This is a genomic window from Aquimarina gracilis, from assembly GCF_035285365.1.
Taxonomy (GTDB): Bacteria; Bacteroidota; Bacteroidia; order Flavobacteriales; family Flavobacteriaceae; genus Aquimarina; species Aquimarina gracilis.
On record NZ_JAYKLX010000006.1, the window covers coordinates 1 to 23,410 of the forward strand.

The following is a 23,410-nucleotide window of genomic DNA, read 5'->3' on the forward strand; positions in this document are numbered from 1 at the left end:
CTTTGAAGGAAGGGTCGGGGATGGATGTTTTTTACAGGAAAGGTACAATTCAAGAGAGGTGCACACAGATATTATTATGATAGAACACAGAGCCTGAAACATCCCTCTAAATCTCCCTTCAAAAGGGAGACTTCTTAACTCCTCTCCTTTGGAAAGGATCGGGGATGGATGTTTTTTACAGGAAAGGTACAATTCAATAGAGGTGCACACAGATATTATTATGATCGAACAGAGCCTGAAACATCCCTCTAAATCTCCCTTCAAAAGAGAGACTTCTTAACTCCTTTCCTTTGAAGAGGGGGAGAAAATTGAAAAGAGCTAAGTATCAAACATTTAGTTTGTTTCAGGCATTTTTCTTATTTCAAACTCATGTTAGTTTAACAAAACCCCCATTATAACTGGCCCGCGCACTGGGTTGGGGTCTCCGCGCCGCGGGGACGCCTCACACTGGTGCGCGGGTTGCTTTTTACCCTGCGCGGACGGGTCACCCTATACCGCTGATCGATAAAACCAGTGCGGGGGAAGGTCACCACCCTGTGCGGAGCAACTGCCGGGTACCGTTGGTCGATAAAACCAGTGCGCGGAGAGGTCACCTATCTGTGCGGAGCAACTGCCGAGTACCGTTGGTCGATAAAACTAGTGCGCGGAAAGGTCACCACCCTGTGCGGAGCAGCTACCGAGTGCCGTTGGTCGATAAAAATGTGTGGGGGAGAGTCGCCAAGGTGTGTAGTCGGAGTTTGGGGTGGTGTTGGTCGAGGAATGTTGTGTACGTTTAGTTTTTATACTTACCTGAACTTTCAATATAAGTCTCGTAACCACAGACTTTTCTACCAAAGGTGTTTTTAGCTTTTCGGCGTGTTACTTTTACTATAGTATCATTACATTTAGTTAGTCCTTTACAGTCTTCTTTGTAATGATATTTTTTGCTCGTCATAGTATTACAGATAAATACCCTTATATCATCTTTTTTCTTTTCTTTTTTTTGTTCTTGACTATACATCGAGTAGGATAAAAGCATTAATAGAATTAGTACTATTGTTTTCATGTTGGTGTAGTTTTATGATCATATATAGATGATTAATTTGTTTTCTTACTTTTTGATGTTTTTCTTTTTCTGAATAACCAAGGTTCTATCAACTTCTCTTGCGACCACATTCCTTTTTTTTGAAGCTTCGCTTGTTCTTCAAGAATTGTATAGGAGGAATCTTTTGAGTATTTTTTAAAGTGTAACCCATACCCATTTCGAACTAATTCTTTGTTTAACGATTTACCTTCATATTCTATAGTAGCAATGAGTCGTCTATATCGATCATACTTACCCTTGTTAATCACTTTTACTTTTTTACCAAAACAAAAATCTGAAGTAAACTGCTTAGCCTTTTGACCAAATGGTTGTTTTTTTTCTGGGCAATCGATATGCTCTAATCTAATGATAATGGGGTCTTTCTTAAATAAAATCTCTATAGTATCTCCATCTTTTACCCCGATAACTTTGGCAAAGAATTCATTGGGTAATTTATCGCTAGAGGTAAAGGATAAACATGTTGCTAGAATTAATAAATAGATAAAGTAGTTTTTGGTCATATAGTTAATTTTCTGACAGTTAAAGGTATTGATTTTAAGTGATTAGTTACACATACTTCTGGCTACATAAGTTTTATTGCCATTAGAGTTTATATAATAGCAACCACCACGGGGACCGCGATGGTAGGTTCTCGTGGACCTGGATTTATACTGTTTACTACTTTGCGTTTCTATAGATCTTGTATAACTGCCATCGTTATAGGCAGCATTTTTGGTCAGGTATTGAACCGTATGGGTAGATGCGGGTTTATTACCTATTTTTTTATCAATAGCATCAATTCGGGCTTGTAGTTCTTGTGCCTTTTTTAATAAATCATCTCTTTGTTTTACTAGTTCTTCTCTCAAATAAAGGCTAGTTTCGGTGCTTTGAGAGTTGCATTGATATGATGCAATGATTAGTAAGAATAGGAGTATTAGTTTTTTCATGGGAGTATATTTTATTCTTGTTCGTAATAATCTATAGTTTGCAGTAGTTGTTCTTCATACTCATAAATATCATCTATAGCTTGGATCTGCTCACGCTGTGTATTTTTGTGTTGATCAAAAAGGCTTATATACTTTTTGTTACCATCCAAATGTAGCCTGCAAATAGGCTTTCGATTGTTATCATCAAGTAAAACTCCAAAGTAGGATTGAGTATCTCTATGAAAAATTCGATCTTTTGATACTTTACGGCGCAGAATAGCAACAACAACGCGAAATGCTTCTAATTCTTCTTCTGTAGTCACTATTTTGCTGATTTCTTCTTCCTCTTCAAATTCCTCTTCTTGCTGTTTTTCTACTTCTTTATTAAGGGCAGAGTTAAGGCGGTCACTTACCCGCTCACTTATAGTCTGGTTGAAAGCTCTTTTTACTAATTCAGTAAATTCTTCCATTATACGTTCGGTTAAACGGCCAGAATATACTTGTCCTGCGAATAATCTTACGAAGTTATAAGAAGGTTCTTGTAACTCACCATTGATTAGTTTTTTAATCTCCTTTGTGTATTTTAAGGAACTCGCATTATTAACAATCTTATCTATATCGAAATTTGATTTATGGAATTTGGATATTTCATGAATCACATTTTCCTTTAGGTTTGTAATATCAAACTCCAGAAAAGGTTTTTCATCCATGATATTCGTTTCTTCCAGATCCATATAAAACCTGTATTCTATTCCATTGGTTAGCAAAGCAAATCGAGTATGGGTCACATGAAAATATCTTGCTAATTGCGAATTATGAAGATTAAGATCTTCTTTCCAGTTTTTACATTCTATAATCATCACGGGTTCTTCATCATGAAAGATGGCATAATCTACTTTTTCACCTTTTTTAAGACCTACATCAGCCGTAAACTCTGGTACAACTTCAGTAGGGTTAAAGCTATCGTATCCCAATAGGTTGATAAAGGGTAGTACAAATGCATGTTTGGTAGATTCTTCGGTTTCTATTTGATCTTTAAGTTGCTCAATTTTATCAGCAAGGGCTTTGAGTTGATTGTTTAGTTCCATATTATTTTATTAGTTATTTACATTGGATGCCCCGAACATTATTCCTAAGTATTTACTTGAATTAATCCAATACTTTATTTCGCCTCTTTTTGTATTGGCTTCCAAATTATTTATATCAACATTATCGTTTAAAAACCCTATTTCTTTTAGTATTTGACCTCTTTCATTAGGTGTTAAGCTAGGATTAACGCCATTTATTATCCCTCCCATAGTAACAAGTATATTTGTTGCAGAGTTAAGACTACCATCACCTTGACCAACCATTGTTACTTCTTTTAATGAACCATCTTTCTTGTTTAATGTACCGATAAGTCCTATATGACTATTAAACATATATTGAAATGTATTATTAACTTCTCCAATTTGAACGGTTATGTTTCTTATTCTTAAGGATGAACTTGACTTTCTACAATAATTATTAAATCTGTTTTTGAACGTATTTACATTCTTTATAACATAGTATGCCTTTTCTGATTTTACATCATTTTCCCTATCACTAAACTCTTTCTGTGTTTTAGTTTCTAGTTTTTTTACTTGAAGAGTATCTATTCTTTCTTTCTGATCAATAATCTCTTTTATATTAAGATCTATTTTATTTTCTTCTTTGGGAGAAGTACAGAAAGTATTGAGGATTGCTATTGAAATAATAAGTACTAGTTTTTTCATTTTTTTAATAGAATAAAGTCCTTAATAATTTTGTCCATATGTGGAGGAAGATCTGCATTTTTGATTGCAAATCGCTTTGCTTGCATAGCGGTTAACCAATTGTTCCAGTATGTCCTAATGACATCTTCTTCATAAGGGTTATCCTTATCTGGATGTAAGCCCAAAACTAGGACCTCGAGATTAGAGAGATTCTGGGTGGCAGGGATAAAACCATGCTTTTTTTCCTGAATCTTTGTACTCCAATCGAAGGTGTTTAGTCTTTTTGATCTAATATATTGTGGTATTAGATAAGATGTAAGATTACCTTCTTGTCGTTTAATATCTTCGTGATAAATATAACCATCAGTTAGTATGATCAGAATATTTCGAAACTCTTCTTCAATGCAGTAATCTTTTACCTTACTCTTAAAAAATCCCCACGTATTGGACCCTATATAATCATTATCTGATATTGCCTGATTATATATCTCAACAGGTAAAGTGGCATATGCAGAATCTATCTCACAAAGCAATTCATTTGTAATACTTGTTTTATCTATCTGGAACTTTAATCTCTGGGATATGTTACTTATTTGTTTTGATTTGGGTTCTGGATCAAAAAAAAGTTGAATTTTATCATTCATTTGATTAATTCTTTTTGTCCTTAGGTGAAAGTTGAAAGCTTCGGCTATGGATTGTATGTATTTAACATCTCTTTCATAGTATTCCATTGATTCTTTTGGGAATTTTTTTGGATCGATTCTATCCGATAGATCTAGAAGTATACTTATGTTTAAGTTTTCTTTCTGATTTTTATTAGCAGTAAATACTTTAGGTATTGCCTTATCGGCAAAACAAGATGTTATTTCTTTTTTGGGTTCATCTTCACCACACGAGAAAAGTATTGTCGTTATGATAAAATACATGGATAGTTGTTTCATTATAGTTGTTTTTTAGTAAATAATAAATGCTGATGATCCATTTGATTCAATTGATGTTCATTTAAATGTGCAGCAGAAACCATTTCGCATTCATCTAATAATTGTTGTTTCTTGTCGTGGGTCATAGCTAGTTCTGAATTTATAAATTGATACCATCCTTCTTTATACTGATAATGATAATGCAGGTATTCTTTGACAGGGAAAACAAACCCATCGATTTGGGATTGTAATTCTGATATTTTTCCTGTAATCGAGGTTATCTCATGTTTTATTTTATCTATATTCTGGAGTAATTCGGTCTTATTATCCAGTAGATTGCGAAGTTCCTCTTTTTTGGCCCTGATGAATGCCTTTATTTTATCAACATTTTCATACTCTTTCATCACAAAATCGAATACCAATCCCCAAATGATATAGACCACAAATCCTGCAAATATGATCATCCAGAATTCTGCTTCCTCAAGAGCAACTGTGAGACCATAAGGTTCAGAACTTGGAGTTCTGTTGAAATCATAGATCTTCTTTTCAATGATATATGCTAATAGGCCATCAAAAAGAAATGTAACAAGAAATAAAAGCCCAATCTTTAAATAACTAGCCAGTCCTTTTCTCTTTTGAACCATATGAATAACATACCCTAATCCCATAAAAACAAAGGGAATAGTGATCACTAATAGCCCTTCTAGCCAACTTGCTTTTATGGCATTGGTAAGTGCATTTGGGTCAAAGATAGCTGCAGTTAAACTTGTGTTAGAAAACTCTTTAAAAAATGCAGAATAGGATGCAGAAATATAAAAAACCAATAAGTAAATAGAAATTGGTAGTAAAATAAAAAGCCCGATGTAAAATTGAGCCTTTGGTCTCTTGTCAGCATCAATGCCAAAATGATCAGGGTTTTGTTTTACATCAACCATTTCATGTTTTTTGATCTCAATATCCCTATTAATATTGTTTTCCTGTTCTTCATATATAACTATGGCTGTTTCCCTTTTTTTTAACTCTGTCCTTTGTCTTTCCTGTTCTTCTCTATAAGGTTGTTTTAGACGTTGTTGTTCCGCCAATTGTTTTCTACATTGATCCTCAAAACTGTTATAAAGATTATGGAGACCAGTACGGAGAGTAATTGGACTTCCTGAGGCTTTTTTAGAGGCACCATAACCACTTTGATAATAAGTGATCCTTACTTGTTCTCCATGGTTTTCGTCAGTATAATTAGGAGATTTAGGCTTAGATTCTACTTTTTTAAGTGTAAAAAGTTTCTTTACAGATTCCATAGATTAAGATTTTATTTGGTTTATAATTTCTTCTTTATGAACTCCTTTTTGAACACATTCCAGAAGATATTCTGAGAGCTCTTCAATATTTTCCTCCAGGAATTGAAATTTTCGGCAGTATTTTTTAAGAGTCGTCCTTTCGTCTTCTGTGATCTTTTCATCTGCCCAAATCATTCTGGCTAGATCATACAGGTATTCAATGCGTTCATCCAAACTTTCGGGGATGATAGATTCGTGATCAATAGGGTTAAGTAATAATTTTTCGAGCTCTTCTTTTTGAATACCTCGTTCTTCGGCAAAATGATATAACATTTGAAGCTCTGGTATACCAAATGTATCATCGGACAAGGCCATTTTGTAAAGCCTTAAAAAATGGCTTTTTAACTCTGCTGATACTATATAATTTTCCATATTTAGTTGACTATTAGAATGATTATAATTACGATGAAAAGAATGACTGATGAAGCACATCCACTTTTGTTTTTATTATTTGATCTGATTGATCTTCTTCCCAAATTTGTATAATGTCCTCGCACATAAGTGCCATCCTTTCTGTAATACCCTCTGCGATATCCCATTTTCTTTGATTTTTGATTAATTACACCTGCACCCTGTACCTACGACCCACTTACAACACGGATCATTTTCACATTCAGCTTTTCTTTTATTAGAACAGCCGCAATTTGATGTGGTAGCACAAGTATTATCTATAGGCACATCTTCACTTTCGGAGCAAGAAATTAAGATTGTTATAAATAGAAAACCATAGGCTATTATTTTGATATTTTTCATTTATTGTTTAATTAGTTTACTATAGTTATTAGGAAAGAGGTTGAGGACAACAATATTAATAATAGAATAAGGCACCCATTTCCTTTAGACTTTTTAAAAGATTTCCTGTAGGTTAACCCAGGAATTCCTGTTCTTATAGAGTATCCTCTAGAACTTAGAGATCCTCTTTTGGTTCGGTAACTTGGGGATACACCTGATTTACTTATATTTAATCCAAACCCTTTACCTAGTTTTATTCTTTTATTGTATTTGAATCCCATTACCTAGTATGACAATCATTAGAGCAGTAATAGCAACCGTTTACTTTTTGGTAATATTCTTTTGCTTTTCTAACTGCTGGTTTACAGCTAGAGAAATCTCCTAAATAAATTCTATTTTCTGACAAAGGCATGAATGAACAACCTTGCTTATGAACTTCATGATCTCCATTAGCTTGAGAATATTTATTAACATAATATCTTGCCATAATTCGAAAGTTTAAGATTAATGCATTCCAAACTTACCACCATTGATAGTCAATCCCTTGTGGATTTCCACAGCCCATAATTATTTAACGAAAGAAAAGACCTGACAGGTTTCGAAACCTGTCAGGTCTGTAATACTTGTTACCCCAAACAAGTTCAATGTATTTCTATTAATCAAAGTCCTGCATTTTTTGCTTTTTGTCCTTCTATCATTTCCCATTTTTATAATTTTCTTCAATATGCCCAGACCTATATATGCAAACCAGGGTAAGAATTGCAACCCCCATGTTTTCTAAGTATCGATAATGGGTTCCGAAAAGTAGAAAGTAGACTAAATAAGCCGTTCCAGTAGATTTAATTTGAGATCGTAAGTAATGGTTTGTTCATGATATTTAAGTTTTAAGATGAATTCAATCTAGACCTACCACTATTGATAACCAATCCCTTATGGATTTTCACAGTCACATAATTATTTAACGAAAGAAAAGACCCCAAAGGTTTCGAAACCTTTGGGGTCTGTAATACTTGTTACCCCTAACAAGTTCAATGTATTTCTATTAATCAAAGTCCTGCATTTTTTGCTTTTTGTCCTTCTATCATTTCCCATTTTTATAATTTTCTTCAATATGCGCAGACCTATATATGCAAACCAGAGTAAGAATTGCAACCCCCATGTTTTCTAAGTATCGATAATGGGTTCCGAAAAGTAGAAAGTAGACTAAATAAGCCGTTCTAGTAGATTTAATTTGAGATCGTAAGTAATGGTTTGTTCATGATATTTAAGTTTTAAGATGAATTCAATCTAGACCTACCACTATTGATAACCAATCCCTTGTGGATTTTCACAGTCACATAATTATTTAACGAAAGAAAAGACCCCAAAGGTTTCGAAACCTTTGGGGTCTGTAATACTTGTTACCCCTAACAAGCATAGTGATATTCCCAATTCTTATTCGTTTGTTACATCTTCAATTTCGGCAATTGGTGCATTGGTTTTTACAGATTCAATACCATTTTTACAGTTTTGTTTGGTTGTATAAGTTTCACTAGTAGCAATTATTTGACCATTTGGAGCATGCAAGTTGAAATAATATTGACCATTATTACTTTTATGAATTTTAAACTTTGGATCTGCCATTATATCATTTGATTTTAAAATTAATATTGGTTCAAAATTACTTTGATCAAAAAAGAATCCCTTGTGGAAATTCACAAGGGATAAGATTTAATCTAGAATTTTTTTATGATTTAATCAATTAATCCCAATTGATTAACCGTATATACAAGCTGTATATTGGTTTTGGCGTTAAAATCGTCGCGCAGTTTTCGTATTTTATCTTCTATAGATCGTCTACTATTAGGGGTAATATTGTTTTCTATAAAATGCTGACTTATCTCATCTTGTTTATATCCTTTTGCCAAAAGTTTTAGAAGTTGTACCTCGTATTTATCTAGTTGTAATATATTCTTTTGGTGCAATGCATCTCTGGATACCGGGCAAGTATACGTATTGCCTTGATCAACCGCTGTAATAGCTTTTGTTAGTTCAGATAACCCATAAAGCCCTTTACAGACATAGGCATTGATCCTTTGGTTTGCAAAAAAAGATTTAATGATGGCAGGTTTCTTTTCTCCGGTAAAAACGATGATCCCAATATCAGGTTGTACTTTTTTTACTTCTTCAATAAGTTGTTTTCCAGAAGTTATTTTATATTTTTTATAATCTAAGGCAAAAGAAAGATCACTAATCAATAAGTCGTAAGGTATATTTTTCTGCAATGCTTCTTTGACCTTAAGCAATGTTTTGTCGCAAAACTGAGCAGTATCCACATTTGCATTAGTAAACTTTTTTACCGCAGAAACAATTCCGAGGTTTTCATTATCTACATCTTCTGCAATCAAAATTTTTCTAAACATAAACTATTCCAATTAGGTACTAAAAACCATCGTGGCCTTGAAACCTTCTTCTGGTTTTGAGTCAAAAGTAATGGTTCCGCCTATGTCTTTCATGCGGATTTCCACATTGCTAAGGCCATTTTTTGAAATCGTTTTGTTGAGATCGGTACCGATGCCATTGTCAACATAGGTTACAATAACCTTTTTATTTTCTTTGGTAAAGGTAATGGCTACTACATTAGCTTTACTATGCCTTTTCATATTGGTAAGAAGCTCTTTCAATACGAAATACAACTCTTCTTTTTTTAATGGAGCTATTTCATTCCAAAAACCAGGTTCAAGTTCACTAGTAATTACTTTAGTTTCTTCGTCTCCATAAGAATCCAGCAGCGATAGGAGTTCGTCACCATATTCTTCGCCTGTTTCAATCTTATGATCTCGTGAGAAGTCCCTGATTTTGTTGTATACGCTATCAAAGCCCTTTAGGATCTTTAGATTTTCGTGATTATTATCGAAACCAGATACCTTTTGTAATTGGAGTAGAAGGTAGTAGAGATCGTTACCTACTTCATCGTGGAGTTTTTTGGATAATCGGGCATTGGTTTTATGTCGTTCTTCAATACGGGCTGTTTTAATGCGCTGTTTCCAAATTAAAACAATTGATATTATAGCGATAGCTAATGTAAAAGAGACCAGAACGAGAACATTTCTCCTTGAGGTTTCTTTAGAAAGCTTTAAGTCTTTTACAATAGCCTCAGTTTTTAGTAATAAATTCTCTTTTTGTTTTTCCTCGACTCCATAGATAATTTTGGCAAATTGATTCTTAATTTTACTTCTATAATCATTAATACTGTCATTCAATTTTCTGTATTCTTTTGCTACTTTTTTTGGATTATTTTCTAAGTCAATCAAAAGCGAAAGAGTTTTTAATTTAGATTCAGTACTTTTTATTTGATTTGCAATATGATAAGCTTTGTTTGCGTAATCTAACGCAATATTATCTTGATTACGATTTTGATAATATTCCGTAAGATGGATACAACTTGCAAATTGCCCTGAATAGTCTTTTATTTTTTTTCTAATTTCCAGAGCTTGCAATAATTCTTTCTCAGCGGTTGGTTCATTAAGTAAGGACTTTGTATATGCAAGATTATCTTTGACTTTAGACAATAAAATAGAATCCTGCCCCAGAATAGAACTAGAAATTATTGTAACCAATTTTTTTTGAGCTGTTTTATACTTAGCTTGATGAATAAGAGCTACAGCAATGTTGTTGTGATATTTCAATAATGAAATTGAATCGGATGTTATTGAAACTGCTTTTTCATACCAAGATATAGCATCGGCATAATCTTTCTTTCTAGAGGAAGATATTGCCAAACTGTTATATAAACCAGATATATATTTGTTTTCTTTTGTATTTTTTAGATGCTTTAATCCATTAATAGCAGTTATTTCAGCTCCTGAGAAGTCTCCAATAGAGTTTTGAAGATTTGAAATATTAAGAGCTTTTTTTCCAATATTGACGCTGTCTTTTAAGTCAACAAAAGCCTGATATGATTTATTATAGTTTTCAAAAGCATTAACAATATCCAAGTTAGCTCTTTGATAATACCCTAGTCTAAATAAAGCTTTTGCAATTGATATACTATCATTAGAACCGTGTAGAGAATTTAGTATTTTTTGCGAATAGAAAACTGCACTATCATATTTTCTGATCTTACCATAATATTTACAACTATCTTTCCAAGTTTCTATGATTGGTGTATCTTTTTGATATGACCACGATATGTTTGTAAACCCACAAACAAATAAAAAGAGGAATGTTAGCTTTTGCTTCATTCCTCTAATTTAAAAAATGATTCTGATAAATAATTATAATTTAATCTTCATCAGGAACTTCATTTACTTCTGCCTCTTCACCTTCGGTAGCGAATTCTTCAATACCGATTTCTTCGGTAAGGTCTGAGGTTGTACAAGAAAATAAAGTTACATTAGTCATAATTATAGTCAAAATTAAAAATACTCTTCTCATCGTATTACGTATTAAAAATTAGTAATAGCGTGAGCTGCCTGGGGTTTGAGCCCAGAGGATAAATTGCCATTCAGCAACACGCGAAATGAGAAGAGGCGCCTCTTCGTTTGGGAAGTATGTTTTGGAAAGTCGAAGACAGAAAAAGCTAATTGTACTTCCCAGTTTCAGTTACCTGATCCTGTCTTGTATTTCCAGTTTTGAATTAGATTGTATACATTTGTCTTGATATCTAGTCATGACTTTAACTAATTCTGAGACAAAGATATAATCACGTTACCCCACTACAGGCAAGTAATTCGGATCATTCGGATGAATTCGGGTTATTCGGTCAAATTCGTTTTAAATTTTATTAAAAGTTATGCCTGTGAATACTTTTGAAGATTATAAAAAGGGGATCTTAAATAAATGTTTAGATATAAAAAATGATACATCTAATGAATTATTTTGGCATTTTGAAAATTTGACTCCTGGACAAATTAGATCAGCTAGTAGGGATGTTTTTTATAAGAGAAATGAAAATAATGATCTTCAAATTTTATCTATTTTTTTCGGAATCCCTAGACAACGTGATTTTTATTCCTATTTGAATACAATTAATGCTGAGTTCTTCCTTACCACAAAAAACTTTATCGAAGGTGTAACTAAAAATCCTGATAAGAGAATTGTTGAATATGCTGCTTGGCTTGTAGATTTTAAGCCGAGACCTTATTCTCAATTTAGAAAAAAAGATTTAGAAAATGGACAACCAGAAGAAGAAACAATTGAGAAATTGAGTGCAGGGATTCCGCCACCAGATCTTCTACCAATTTGGAAAAAAGCTAGAATAGCGATCACTATTAGCATAACCATAACATCTATAACCTTACTTTATTTCAGTATCAATTGGCAACAAAAAGATTGCATGACATGGAAAAAGGATCATTATGAATTAGCTTCCTGTCCTAAAAGTAATAACCCAAACATTATCCCTATAGATGAAAAGCTATTAAAAGAGTTTAGAAAGATTGAAGTAGATACAAATTTTACTTTTTTTAATAATAATGGGGAGGTATTAGTATGGTATTATAAAGCAGATGGTACAATTGAGTTTTTTAATTCCGGAGGGAGGCACCCAATTAATAATAAAGTGCTTAGACCCGTTACACAAACCATAGTTCGTAAATATGTATTTGGAGAAGAATAAGTATTATGACCTTCGCCACAAAAATCATCACCTTCAACAAATCCCTGGCACATAAAACCATAGCCGGGCTGGCAACGTCGATTACTGTGATGAATCCATATCAAGATCCGTATGTGCTCAAGGTTTCTTCTGCGTTTTATAACCAATATTTTGATGATACCCGTAAACGAAAATTGATTTTAGGCATCAATCCCGGTAAATCAGGGGCAGGGGTGACGGGGGTTCCGTTTACCGATACCGAGAATTTAAAAGAATGTGGGATAAGCTGGGCAAAAGAAAAGTCGTATGAGCCTTCTTCAAGGTTTATTTATGATTTGATAGAAGAATACAATAAAGGTTCTACAAAGTTTTATCAAGATTTCTTTATCAGTAATGTGTGTCCGCTAGGGTTTACCAAACGATCGGATAAGGGGAGAACCGTCAATATCAATTATTATGATATGATCGAGTTGTTAACGTCTACTACACCTTTTATACTAGAAAGCCTAAAAGCACAAATTGGTTTTGGTATTGATACCAGCAAAGTCTTTTGCCTGGGTACTACAGAAAACTACCAGTATCTTAAAAACTTAAATAAAGAACATCGTTTGTTTGATGAGATCGTTGCGCTAACCCATCCCCGGTATATCATTCAATATAAAAACAATGACAAGAAGCGATATATTGATAGGTATCTGAAGGCGTTGGGTTGTTGAGGAAATAAGATTTGTATAGTTGACCTGGGCTTCGATTACGCTCAGCCTTCAATTGTTAACCGAACCCTGAGCACTTCGACAGGCTCAATGTGACAGCTAAGTCCCCAACCTTAAATTCTGAATTCTTAACTCCTGACTCCTGACTTCCAACAATCAAATGCTCTCTACAAAACTTAAAAACACCTCTTTATGACGTTCAAGGTCCATATTAGGAGAGAGGGCTACACGAGCAATATAATCTTTGTCGCCTTCTTTGGTCGTTCCTTGGGTCGATGTAGCGGGTATCGTCCAGTAACACCCTTTTAACTGTCCGTAGCTTACACAGTACTTACTTTCGTTAGGGATTTCTGTAATCATTAGATGGATTAGTTTATGATTAAGCGCTCTTTTATACATCTCTTTTTCTTCGTCAGTGGCACCTTTGGTAGGAAGGTCTAACGAAAACACAGAGGGCGTAAAGCCTTTGCTCGCCAGTTTCTCTGAAACAAAATTGATTTTCGCTTCGGGTAAGGTATCCTGGATAAAGTTTACAAATTCGCGTGTGTTTTTATACGCCTCATGAATGCGTTGTTTCATTGAAGGCAATTGTTTTGCCAATATTTCATATTGTAGCCCTGTAGCCTCGTTATCACAAAGGGTGAGATGCATGTCTATCTTTTGCATCAAAGCGTCTGTTTTTGTGTTCCCGACACAGTAGCCGGCAGTACAAAGTCCACCACTTGGAAATTTGGATCCACTGGCAAAAGAAATGGTCCTTACGGTAGAGAGTATTTCACCTTCTCCTAAAAACTGTACATTAGGACAAAAGGTTTGATCTAATAGAAATACCGGATCCACAGCAGTTGTACCGCTTGCCGTTTTACGCACTGCACGTAACACCTCTTTTAATTGTATAAGATCGGGAACTTCGACTCTGGGGTTGGTTGGGATTTCGGCAATGATATAAGGGACAGCATCTTCGTGAGCAATTTTGGTTAACACCCTATCGATACTTTCGACCATATCATTACCATCATCTACGGGTAAATCCACGATTTCAACATTATCGATACAAGCGGCAACGCGTCTGGCCTGGTCATTGGTTCCGCCGTAACAATTCGGGGGAACTATAATTTTAATATCTTTTCCAGTATGGTTTTCCAGGGCATAGTCGACCAGCCCCATTAAAATGGCATATTGAATCGATAGTCCACTAGACCCTACCAATGCTTTTGTATTTGTGCCCGTAACGGCTGCAATTGCATCCAAAACCTGCACTTTGTTGGTCTTGAGATCACTTTTCTGCATATCAGTATAAGACTTGTCTGTAAGACGTTTTAAGGCAGTAAAACAATTGGCGGGCGTCATGGCAATGGTCTCTCTTCTACGTACATGCTGAATTTCTGAAATATAACTTTCGTTTTGCTTACCATTCACTACGATAACGCTTCCTAAATCCTCATGAACATTAACGTAAAAGTCAATATTTGGGTTGCGATCAATACTATGAATTTCATCCTGTTGTGAAACGAAAATGGTACTTCCTTCAAACGCTGAAATGGCAGTGGTTTCTTCAATATGTTGCAATTCAAAGGTATACCCATAAACACTTCTTAGCATTTCGGCATCAAAAGCTTCTGGTAATTCTTTGGGATAAAGAATACGGGTGTTTTTATGATCTAATGAATTTTTTCGTAGCACTGCCAGGATAGGAACCGTTTTGGATCCAAAACTGATTACATTATCGGGTTGTAAGTTGTTTAGACGAGCAATGACCCATTCTAGCACGCAAGATAATGGATGTCCTAATCGAATATAGTCAAAAGCTGTCGGCAATTCGCATAATGCTGATGCTTCAGTAGTATTGGTATTAAATAAGTTTTCAAACTGCTCTAAGAATTGAACCTTAGCCAATTTTTCATCATAAATATCCAGTCGATGGGTGGTTAAATTCAACCAGTCATTGGGCATATTTTCTAATACCTCTTTAATATACTTGAGCATTTTATTGTCTTGCATTACGATCACCTTTTGATGGGCCGCTAGTATACATTAATTAGATTTATTTTAAAAATGTTACAAGCTATTTTTTGAAATTTTTAGGAAAGGCTTGGCAATGGGTAACCGCGTAGTTGAAAGGTGAAGAAGAAAAAGAAAGTTAGTCAAAACGAGCACTTCTTCTGTATTCGATCCCATAAAAAAATAACATCCCTGCAAAGTACAAAACAACATCTATAGGATCTGCAGTATAACGATTGTGGCACAAGGGCAAATACCATTCGAAATACCAAGAATATAGAAGTGTTACAACAAAAAGTAATGATATTGGTAATTGTACATGATCGTCACTCTTGATAAATCGCACCACGTACTGACATACATAAAACACGATGGGCATACACAGGAAATCGTTTGTATAGTTTTGTAGGATCGCCGTCAAGGTAAAACCAAGCTGCTGCATCCCATAGATAACCGTGGCAATGACGGTAAAAACAGGGAAGTACCATTGACGTATATAAGAGACCAAAAGATGCATATACTACAGCCTTGTTTGATTATGCGGTGATATACCCAATAATAAGTGCCAAAAATGATCCAATAGCCAATACGACGATCCAGATTGAATAAAAAAACAACACTACAAATCGTATTATAGGATTAGGATGTGTTTTTGCTTTTTCAAAAAACAACGTTATTCTATTTGGTTTTTTGGCTGCTGCAACTGCTTTTTTCTTTTTGATACGCTGTTGCCGTTCTTTTTGGCGTCTCATGTTTGTGTTGACAAGTACGCCACACTGTTCACAATAGTCTCGATTTAAATTCATGATACCACATTCGGGACATTTTCTGTACACATCACTCATGGTTATGGATCTTTTTATCTAAAAATAGGATTATGCATAGGATGTAAACTATTAATTTGAAAAGATAAATAATACCGATGGGTAACCTTACTATATTAACAATTTCTAAGGAAGAATATGGGATATTTTCTTAATGCAAATAGGGGTTAGGCCCTTTATCAAAATAAATATCGAAAGTAGCTATATTAGAATAACTAAAAACTGATATTTATCAGTATTCCCATTGTAGAGATGCGGTATATTCACTATATTTAATAGGTATAACCCTTAAACAAAACATAGTATGGAATTCATGGAAATTATTGATAGTAATGGGCAATTACACTTTGTAAATCCCGGCCACATATCGGCACTTACCGAAGTTGATGGTCATTGTAAAATTAATGTGATGGGGCAGGAGTATATGCTTGCCAAAGGCAACATGACCGAGGTGAGACAGAAACTTACTTCTTTTAAGCATAGTATTTACTAGTGCATCAACTTCTGTTTTAGCTATCTTGACAGGGACTTCGATCCTTCGAGAGCCTCAGGAATCTCAATCCTCGAATTAGGAGGGAACCCTGAGGCTCTCGAAGGGTGAATAGTATCTTTTAAAAACCCTTATAAAGTATGGTTTTCACATATATAAATTATGGTTAATTGCGAATTGTATATATTTGCAGCTTCTTAAAGAAATATTAATTTTTTGTTAAGCTCTAAAATATACAGTTCATGAAAAAAATTATTTATTCGTTATTATGCCTATGTGCTCTTGTATGGTTATTCAATTCTTGTGCTAGTGATGATGGTGGTGAAGCTGGAAACCCGGATTCGGGCCAAGATGGATCATTAAGTAGTAACAAAGAAATCCTTGCCTTTAATTTTATAGTAGAAGGGGAGGAATATATAGTGAACTACGAGGGTAATATGTTAACCGTAGAATTACCTGCTTTAACGGATGTTACCGAACTAGCTCCAGAAATTACTATCTCTGATAAAGCAACTATAAAACCTGAAGTTGGAGTTTTTCAGGATTTTACAAATACGGTTACCTATACTGTTACGGCCGAAGATGGTACAACAAAAGACTATCTGGTCACTGTATCCTTACAGGACCCAAGTGCTAGTAATGAAATCATTTCTTTTTCCTTTACCAATCTAGCCGAAGGCCAGGCCTCTTACACTACGTATAATAGAGATCCTACCGATATAGACTCATTGGTATATGATGTGCCTTATTTATCTCCATTGAAGGAACTGACAAGTGATATTTTTATCCCGGATGGTGCAACTATAGCACCTGCATCTGGAGAGACTTTGGATTATAGGCAACCCGTAAAATACACCGTTACTGCCCAAAATGGAGATCAAAAGGAATATTTGATTTTTGTAGAAAATGATCTCGAAGAAGTAAAGATTGAAGGGTTTACCGGTGATTCTTTTATAGATAAGAAGCCAGGAGACTTCATTTCTTTTAATGTCAATGTAGTTAATCCTATTCAGGATAGTGTTAAGGTAAGTTTATTTGATTATGTAGCACAAAGTAAAGTTTCATTACAAGTTCAGAGTATTGAAAACATAGATTTTAGAACCAATACGATTACTGCCCAATTACCAGATACGTATACAAATAGTAATTATCGATTGGATGTTTCAATAGAGCACGATAATAGCGATGAGAGTGATGGGTTTCTATTGGATAAGGGGATACCAAATTTTGTGCATGTGAATGCAGATTTTAAAAACCCGGAATATGTTAGCGTTGAAAACCTACTTTCACCTGGAAATGGTTTTGATGCCGCTATATATATAGAGAAGTCAAGAATCGACATGTACAAGTTTTACTTGAAGCAAAATGGTAATGAGTATCTTTTAGATCATAGAGGGCATAGTGCTCATTTTCCAGAAATTTACTTTAATATGATAAGTGATTTGGCCGCTCAAGGGGCGTCTACCGGGTCAAACTATCAGTTTGTAATTGAAATCGATGGAATGAAATATGAATTTCCATTTATTAATGATAAAAAGGAAGCTATAGAAGTAATTCCGGCGGGTCCTCCGGTTATTACTAGTATCAATAAAAACGCAGTTACAAAAGGAGAAACTATTACTATTTCTGGTGAAAACTTGCATTTTGAAACGTCAAATTACGATGGTACTGCACACGTTAGTTATTTAAGTTTACGTCATCCTAGTAATGCCTGGTTAACATTTTCTATCGCGGGAACGAGCACATCCAGTAACCAAATAACATTTACAATACCTGAAAGTGTACAAAGCGAGACCTATACTATTTCTTATCAAAATAATTTAGGTGAAACTGTATCAGTAGACCCGATGGTGCAGACGTTAACCGTGAATCAACCAGCATCAGAACATCCTACATTATCCATTACCAAGGCAGTGTTGTATTTAAATGATGCTAAGCCACTTCATAAACAGGTACTTGTTTCGTTTAGTAATACCATAGAATCTTCTACTACTGAAGACTTTGTATTAGAAAGTGGAGCATATGAAGTATCAAATTATATAATCAATCCATCTTCGGTATTGTCAGGGCAATTGTCTGATGAGAAAGCGAATAGAGTATCCAATTTTAGTGATGGTTCTATTGTTGTAGATGGCTACAAAATGTATTTTACTCTGACCGTTGAAAATTAATTTGTAAAGTTTAGAGTACATAAAAAAGAGGGCATATTAGGCCCTCTTTTTTATTGTTAAATACTGTTGTTATTCTTCCTCTTCAAAGGTATCGAAAACGAAATCTTCGGTTACCTCTTTAGTATCCAAAACTTCTGTAGTTTCTTCGGTAATAGAAAAATCTGTGATCTCTTCTGGTGTTGCAATTTCTGATTCTTCTGTAATAGACTCTATTTCTTCAACTTCTTCTTGAACGGGGACAGAATCTTTTACGGCGTTAAATCGTTCAATTTTTTCCAGATCACCTTCTTCACCAGAAAAATATGGAAACACATCCATAATCGGAGATTCGGCAACAGCGGGGATGGTATAGTCACCCATAGTGTTTTTCATGGCTTCGTTGGTATTATCAAAAGCTTCTTTTACATCATTGCCCTGTACCAGTAAGTACATGTTTGATTTTCGCTCTTTGCCACTTTCTTCGTCATAGGCAATAAGGGATACTTTTGACTTAAACCATCGGTCTGAATTTTCAAAAGGATGAATTTCGGCATAATTGGCGACTTTGATATTGGTGATTTTGAATTCTTCACTCACATAGGCCGACATTTCTTCATTAATTCGAGACTCAGCTTCAGTATATGATATAGCATCTACCAAATAAGGCTCTGTTGTCATTTTCTGTGCTCCAGACTCATCAACTTTTCTGTATTTTACTTTGCATTCGTACCAGGTTGCGCTCATAATATTTTTGGTTTTATTGGGCGCCAAATATAGAGGTTATAGAAGGCTATTGTGACAATTATTACAAATAGATATTCACAATTTTTTAAGAGTATTTGTATTGATTTAGGGATCAATTGTTTATTGGTTTATACCCCTTGAACTTAGACTTCCCTATGTCGTAAATTGAATATCGAATCCTAGCGTAGTCGAAGGGTTACGAATCCTAAATTATACCTTTTCTATAGTGTGTATATTCACTTCCTTCTGTTTTCCCTTTAGCAAAACACTCCCCAAAAACTTGGTCGTTAAACTTTTACTTGTTTGTAAGTCTTTCAGCAGTTTTTCTGAGATAAGCAATAATACATGATGCTTGTTACATTCGGCTTGTATTCTGGCAGAAGTATTAATCACATCACCGTGATAGGCAATTTCTTTCTTGATCACACCCACTTCGGTAACCATTAAAAGTCCGCCGTGCAGTCCTGCTTTAAATTCGGGCACTACACCATATTTATCGAGATAGTACTTTGATTTACTTTGTTTTAGTTGCTGAAAAGCAAAAAACAGTGCAACACAATTGTTATTGGCCAATCCCTTTTTATAGGGCCAACTTAATACAGCTTCGTCGCCAACATATTGATAAATTTCTGCATCATATTTGGGGACCACTTCGTTAAGATCATAAAAACAATCTTGTATAAACTGGCTGTATTTAAAATGCCCAAGGTTTTCGGCTATGGTGGTTGAATCTTTAAGATCCAGGAACATAAAAATACGTTTCTCTTCTTGTGGTTTTTTATATTTACCCAATAACATTTTTAAAAAAACCCCTTTCCCAAACTTTTCTGTGGCAATTTTTATAAACGAAAAAACAAATGATACCAGTATGATATACAAAATCGCGGTCCAAAAGGCCTTATCATCTGCCCACCAGCCACGTCCTGTATCCAAAGGAAGATCATATGCTTCAGAAAAAGTCCTGGCAACCCAAGTAAACACAGAAACGGTTGTGATGAAATACAAGACTGTTCGTAGTATAATATCTAAAGCCAGGGACAATCTATTAGAAGTATATTTATCAAAAAGAAAATCTATGGTTGTATATAAAAACCCCACCAAAACGCCTATAGCCATAAATCCTTGCAAGGCTTTTATTGTTCCCTGCACTCCCTGGAAGTCTTCAATAACAGTAATCCCATACTCTTCATCCATTCCATAGTATCTGAATATACCATACAAACCCATGACTACCGCCCAAAATAAAACAGACTGCCATAACAACTGTAAATATTGTTTCAGATTATGATTCATCAAACGAATGTAAAATATGGTTTACTTAAGCAATGCATGACCACCATTCTCCAACGAATAGAAATAACTGATTTCTTGATCGGTTAATGCCCTGTTGAAAAGAGAAAGCTCATCAAATAATCCAATATAGCCCAATCCAAGATAAATATTTGATAACTCAAGATCCCAGGTAAACGGGGTGTCAATATTGGTTCTTGTACCTTTTAACGCTCCATTAAGGTATAAACTAGCCTGACCATTTTTGGTGTTTAAGTTTGTGAAATTAATTAGAATATGGGTCCATTGATCTTTTCCGAAAGGCGGGTTTTTTACTCCTGTTAATTTTTTGATGAATATCGGATTTTCATTATCGGGCCCTTCTGGATTTGGGTTCCAAACGCTACGATCGCCAATAACTCCTAACCTGAAATCCCTTGGATTTTCTTTGGTGAAATCAACCCAAATTGAGGCATCATTGTAACTTACATCGGTAATCTGAATGGGATCACAATATCCAGGTTCTAAATCTGTGGCGGGGTCTAGTTGTAGCCAAAACGAAATAGCACCGCTCCAGTCTGAAGTATTATATGAAATATTATTCTTACTAGGGTAGTAGATGTACCCTTTACTGCGTTCTGTAAATAATAATCCGTTACCAAAGAGGCCTTTGTTTTCAGCAAGTTTGATATCAGGTTTGTGTAACCCTACTTGCGCAGAGTCTCTCGCTTTTCTATTTGGAACCGTATATAATTGTTTATCTCCCAAAGCAAAGTCTGCATTAATTCCTTGATCAAATGAAGCATAAAAGGTAAGGGCATTTTTTAAGTCTTCTTTTGTTGTATCTTTTTTACAAGAAGATAAAGTTAATACACAAAATAGCCCCATAGTAAAGATAAGTGATGTGTTTTTTAGCATGGTTTTAAGTTTTGTTAAGTACTAATATACTGCAAAAATAGCGTACATTTATACAACATGAATCATTCAAATAATTTATTATGTCCAACGAGATAAGAAAAGAATATAGTAATAGAGAAATTACTGTGGTTTGGAAGCCCGGAAAATGTATCCATGCGGGAGTTTGCGTAAAGACATTGCCCAACGTTTATGATCCAAAAGCAAAACCATGGATTACTCCAGAAAATGCTACTACAAAAGCACTCATTGATCAAATTGACAGGTGTCCATCGGGAGCGTTAAGTTATATTAAAGGCTAACACGTAATCCTGTTATGTGTTTTTAACCTGAAGAGGGGGTTACTTGCAACTTTATTTCAGATAAGTTGCGCACGACTAAATCATTTAGTAATTTTAAATAAGTAACCAACATAAAATATATCTCCCCATGAAGACTATCAGTACTATTCTTGAAGACCCTATTACTACCCCCGAGTTAGAAAATACTTTTGAAACTATTAAGCAAGAACTAGGTGCTCCTTTTGTTCCTAATTTTTTCCAGGTATGGGGAAACGCTCCACATGCATTACAAGGTATCGTTCCTGCTATGAAACATATCCTGGGAAGTGGTATGCTGGAACGCAGGCTTAAAGAAATGATCATGATTGCAGTGTCTTCTTTTAAACATTGCAATTATTGTGAAGCTGCACATCAGGTTTTTTGTTCTAGTATGGGTGCTTTACCCGAGCAGATAGAACATTTAATGAACAGGCACACACTACGTGAATCTGATGATCCAAAGGAAAAGGCAGCCATAGATTTTGCAATAAAGTTGGCAAAGGATCCAAATTCTTCTAATCAAGAAGATTTTTCGAAGTTAGAGTCCCTTGGATATTCGAAACCAGAGATTCTTGAAATTATTGGTATGTCTGGTATGGCAGTTTTTTATAGTCACCTTGCTTCTGCTACAAAAATTAAAATCGATCCAGGTTTTAAGGAAGCACTTTCTAAACAAACGGTTAAATAATTTTCATCATCTAGAGTAAAAATACAAAGCCTATACGTATATCATTACTATTCCTTTTTTAAGAAATCAATTACTGGTTTTATACTTTCCTTGGGGCTTTCTTCCATAGGAACATGTCCTGTATTGGGTACTACCACCAAATTGGACGATGGAATATCTTGCACAAAATTATCTCCCAGATGCACGGGTATCCATTGATCTTCGGCGCCCCATAAAACTAAGGTTTCAACATACAGTGTCTTTAGTTTTTTAGTGTTATTTTTAAAAGAGGTCTTAACGCGATCAATAAAAGCCTGACGGTTTCCTTCTCTTAGAGCCAATTCGTGGTATCTATCTACAAGTTCTTCAGTAACTTTTTGATCATCAAAATATACCTGTTTCAAGTTCTTTCTAATAATTGATTTTGGAGTAATATATCGCACTATACTATTTAAAATTGGGGTTTTTGCGATTCTAAATATAAAAGAAGGCTTCTTACCAGTGGGATATCCGCTTGGATCAATTAAGATCAGTTTTTTTACGTTGTTTTGATGGTCAGCGGCATAATTCCACGCTATATTACCGCCTAATGAGTTTCCTGCCAGATACAAGCTGTCTATTTGCAATTTTGAAAAGAACTTGGTTAGAAAATTTGTATAACTATTGATACTGTAGTTTTTCTTGGGGTGCGGACCCGTAAGACCAAAAGCAGGGAGATCCATTCTAATCACGCGATGATTAGACTTTAGTATTTCGGTCCAATTATCCCAGGTATGTAATGAGGCTCCGGTTCCATGAATCAACACCAATGGCATTCCCTTTCCTTCATCACGATAATGTACCTGTATGCCATCAATATCCATAAACTTGGATGATGTATTGGTGTACTTGACTTTTAAATCCTGAACGGGAATATCCCAATGAATTAAACTGAATAGTACTACAGATAATAAAATCAAGATACTTATTAGTATTGGTTTTCTTTTCATTTTACGAGTTAGAACGACATTTGTTTTAATAAAATAGATATG

26 protein-coding genes and 1 pseudogene are annotated in these 23,410 nt (G+C 34.7%); 6 read left to right on the forward strand and 21 right to left on the reverse strand.

Annotation, left to right across the window (positions count from 1 at the left end; translation table 11 throughout):
• Positions 1-772: 772 nt before the first annotated feature.
• From U6A24_RS12825 to U6A24_RS12885, 14 genes are all read right to left on the reverse strand, one after another.
• Complete coding sequence (locus U6A24_RS12825; protein WP_324180382.1) at positions 773-1,045, reverse strand: hypothetical protein; 273 nt, start codon at positions 1,043-1,045, stop codon at positions 773-775.
• A 32-nt stretch (positions 1,046-1,077) separates the two neighbouring features.
• Positions 1,078-1,584 carry a thermonuclease family protein gene (locus tag U6A24_RS12830; RefSeq protein WP_324180383.1) on the reverse strand — a complete coding sequence of 169 codons (507 nt, stop codon included), beginning with the start codon at positions 1,582-1,584 and terminating at the stop codon, positions 1,078-1,080.
• A 42-nt stretch (positions 1,585-1,626) separates the two neighbouring features.
• Positions 1,627-2,010 (reverse strand): hypothetical protein, encoded by a 384-nt coding sequence (locus tag U6A24_RS12835; RefSeq protein ID WP_324180384.1) that lies wholly within the window; start codon positions 2,008-2,010, stop codon positions 1,627-1,629.
• 11 nt (positions 2,011-2,021) lie between these two features.
• On the reverse strand, positions 2,022-3,077 hold the full coding sequence (locus U6A24_RS12840) for a type I restriction endonuclease (protein ID WP_324180385.1): 1,056 nt from the start codon (positions 3,075-3,077) through the stop codon (positions 2,022-2,024).
• A gap of 9 nt (positions 3,078-3,086) precedes the next feature.
• On the reverse strand, positions 3,087-3,743 hold the full coding sequence (locus tag U6A24_RS12845) for an HAD family hydrolase (RefSeq protein ID WP_324180386.1): 657 nt from the start codon (positions 3,741-3,743) through the stop codon (positions 3,087-3,089).
• Positions 3,740-4,663 (reverse strand): hypothetical protein, encoded by a 924-nt coding sequence (locus U6A24_RS12850; RefSeq protein WP_324180387.1) that lies wholly within the window; start codon positions 4,661-4,663, stop codon positions 3,740-3,742. Before U6A24_RS12850 ends, U6A24_RS12845 begins: the two co-directional genes overlap by 4 nt.
• Positions 4,663-5,937 carry an ECF transporter S component family protein gene (locus U6A24_RS12855; RefSeq protein ID WP_324180388.1) on the reverse strand — a complete coding sequence of 425 codons (1,275 nt, stop codon included), beginning with the start codon at positions 5,935-5,937 and terminating at the stop codon, positions 4,663-4,665. Before U6A24_RS12855 ends, U6A24_RS12850 begins: the two co-directional genes overlap by 1 nt.
• Positions 5,938-5,940: 3 nt before the next feature.
• A complete protein-coding gene (locus tag U6A24_RS12860) occupies positions 5,941-6,348 on the reverse strand; it encodes a hypothetical protein (protein WP_324180389.1) in 408 nt (135 codons plus the stop codon).
• Positions 6,349-6,740: 392 nt separating this feature from the next.
• Positions 6,741-6,989 (reverse strand): DUF4236 domain-containing protein, encoded by a 249-nt coding sequence (locus tag U6A24_RS23215; RefSeq protein ID WP_407654038.1) that lies wholly within the window; start codon positions 6,987-6,989, stop codon positions 6,741-6,743.
• Entirely contained in the window at positions 6,989-7,195 is a 207-nt protein-coding gene (locus tag U6A24_RS12865) for a hypothetical protein (RefSeq protein ID WP_324180390.1), read from the reverse strand. The genes U6A24_RS23215 and U6A24_RS12865 overlap by 1 nt, the downstream gene beginning before the upstream one ends.
• A gap of 947 nt (positions 7,196-8,142) precedes the next feature.
• Entirely contained in the window at positions 8,143-8,406 is a 264-nt protein-coding gene (locus U6A24_RS12870) for a YegP family protein (protein ID WP_324180391.1), read from the reverse strand.
• Between the two features lie 35 nt (positions 8,407-8,441).
• Positions 8,442-9,110 carry a response regulator gene (locus U6A24_RS12875; RefSeq protein ID WP_324180392.1) on the reverse strand — a complete coding sequence of 223 codons (669 nt, stop codon included), beginning with the start codon at positions 9,108-9,110 and terminating at the stop codon, positions 8,442-8,444.
• A 12-nt stretch (positions 9,111-9,122) separates the two neighbouring features.
• On the reverse strand, positions 9,123-10,931 hold the full coding sequence (locus U6A24_RS12880; protein ID WP_324180393.1) for an ATP-binding protein: 1,809 nt from the start codon (positions 10,929-10,931) through the stop codon (positions 9,123-9,125).
• 40 nt (positions 10,932-10,971) lie between these two features.
• Positions 10,972-11,124: a hypothetical protein gene (locus tag U6A24_RS12885; RefSeq protein ID WP_324180394.1), complete on the reverse strand. Its 153-nt coding sequence runs from the start codon at positions 11,122-11,124 to the stop codon at positions 10,972-10,974.
• A 364-nt stretch (positions 11,125-11,488) separates the two neighbouring features.
• Between U6A24_RS12885 and U6A24_RS12890 the strand changes: the two genes are divergently transcribed.
• Complete coding sequence (locus tag U6A24_RS12890) at positions 11,489-12,307, forward strand: hypothetical protein (RefSeq protein WP_324180395.1); 819 nt, start codon at positions 11,489-11,491, stop codon at positions 12,305-12,307.
• Positions 12,308-12,312: 5 nt separating this feature from the next.
• The gene (locus U6A24_RS12895) at positions 12,313-13,002 is read left to right on the forward strand and encodes a uracil-DNA glycosylase family protein (protein ID WP_324180396.1); all 690 of its coding nucleotides are present in this window, start codon (positions 12,313-12,315) and stop codon (positions 13,000-13,002) included.
• A gap of 153 nt (positions 13,003-13,155) precedes the next feature.
• Here U6A24_RS12895 and U6A24_RS12900 read toward each other — a convergent pair whose 3' ends face one another.
• From U6A24_RS12900 to U6A24_RS12910, 3 genes are all read right to left on the reverse strand, one after another.
• Positions 13,156-15,000 carry a PLP-dependent aminotransferase family protein gene (locus U6A24_RS12900; protein ID WP_324180397.1) on the reverse strand — a complete coding sequence of 615 codons (1,845 nt, stop codon included), beginning with the start codon at positions 14,998-15,000 and terminating at the stop codon, positions 13,156-13,158.
• A gap of 139 nt (positions 15,001-15,139) precedes the next feature.
• Positions 15,140-15,517: a hypothetical protein gene (locus U6A24_RS12905; RefSeq protein ID WP_324180398.1), complete on the reverse strand. Its 378-nt coding sequence runs from the start codon at positions 15,515-15,517 to the stop codon at positions 15,140-15,142.
• 19 nt (positions 15,518-15,536) lie between these two features.
• Entirely contained in the window at positions 15,537-15,845 is a 309-nt protein-coding gene (locus U6A24_RS12910; protein WP_324180399.1) for a hypothetical protein, read from the reverse strand.
• Between the two features lie 283 nt (positions 15,846-16,128).
• On the opposite strand from U6A24_RS12910, the gene U6A24_RS12915 reads away from it, so the two are divergent.
• The gene (locus U6A24_RS12915) at positions 16,129-16,317 is read left to right on the forward strand and encodes a hypothetical protein (protein ID WP_324180400.1); all 189 of its coding nucleotides are present in this window, start codon (positions 16,129-16,131) and stop codon (positions 16,315-16,317) included.
• 239 nt (positions 16,318-16,556) lie between these two features.
• Positions 16,557-18,485: a DUF5018 domain-containing protein gene (locus tag U6A24_RS12920; protein ID WP_324180401.1), complete on the forward strand. Its 1,929-nt coding sequence runs from the start codon at positions 16,557-16,559 to the stop codon at positions 18,483-18,485.
• Between the two features lie 186 nt (positions 18,486-18,671).
• Here the strand turns inward: U6A24_RS12920 and U6A24_RS12925 are convergent.
• From U6A24_RS12925 to U6A24_RS12935, 3 genes and pseudogenes are all read right to left on the reverse strand, one after another.
• Positions 18,672-19,208: pseudogene (locus U6A24_RS12925) on the reverse strand (DUF4494 domain-containing protein); the annotation flags it as partial.
• A 210-nt stretch (positions 19,209-19,418) separates the two neighbouring features.
• The gene (locus U6A24_RS12930) at positions 19,419-20,501 is read right to left on the reverse strand and encodes an adenylate/guanylate cyclase domain-containing protein (RefSeq protein ID WP_324180402.1); all 1,083 of its coding nucleotides are present in this window, start codon (positions 20,499-20,501) and stop codon (positions 19,419-19,421) included.
• A gap of 21 nt (positions 20,502-20,522) precedes the next feature.
• Positions 20,523-21,395, reverse strand: coding sequence for a LamG-like jellyroll fold domain-containing protein (locus U6A24_RS12935; RefSeq protein WP_324180403.1), 873 nt, complete (start codon positions 21,393-21,395; stop codon positions 20,523-20,525).
• 80 nt (positions 21,396-21,475) lie between these two features.
• Here U6A24_RS12935 and U6A24_RS12940 point away from each other — a divergent pair, with 80 nt between their 5' ends.
• Both U6A24_RS12940 and U6A24_RS12945 read left to right on the forward strand, forming a co-directional pair.
• Entirely contained in the window at positions 21,476-21,694 is a 219-nt protein-coding gene (locus tag U6A24_RS12940) for a (4Fe-4S)-binding protein (protein ID WP_324180404.1), read from the forward strand.
• A 127-nt stretch (positions 21,695-21,821) separates the two neighbouring features.
• Positions 21,822-22,400 carry a carboxymuconolactone decarboxylase family protein gene (locus tag U6A24_RS12945; RefSeq protein WP_324180405.1) on the forward strand — a complete coding sequence of 193 codons (579 nt, stop codon included), beginning with the start codon at positions 21,822-21,824 and terminating at the stop codon, positions 22,398-22,400.
• A gap of 47 nt (positions 22,401-22,447) precedes the next feature.
• On the opposite strand, the gene U6A24_RS12950 is transcribed toward U6A24_RS12945, so the two are convergent.
• Complete coding sequence (locus tag U6A24_RS12950) at positions 22,448-23,368, reverse strand: alpha/beta fold hydrolase (RefSeq protein ID WP_324180406.1); 921 nt, start codon at positions 23,366-23,368, stop codon at positions 22,448-22,450.
• Positions 23,369-23,410 lie beyond the last annotated feature (42 nt).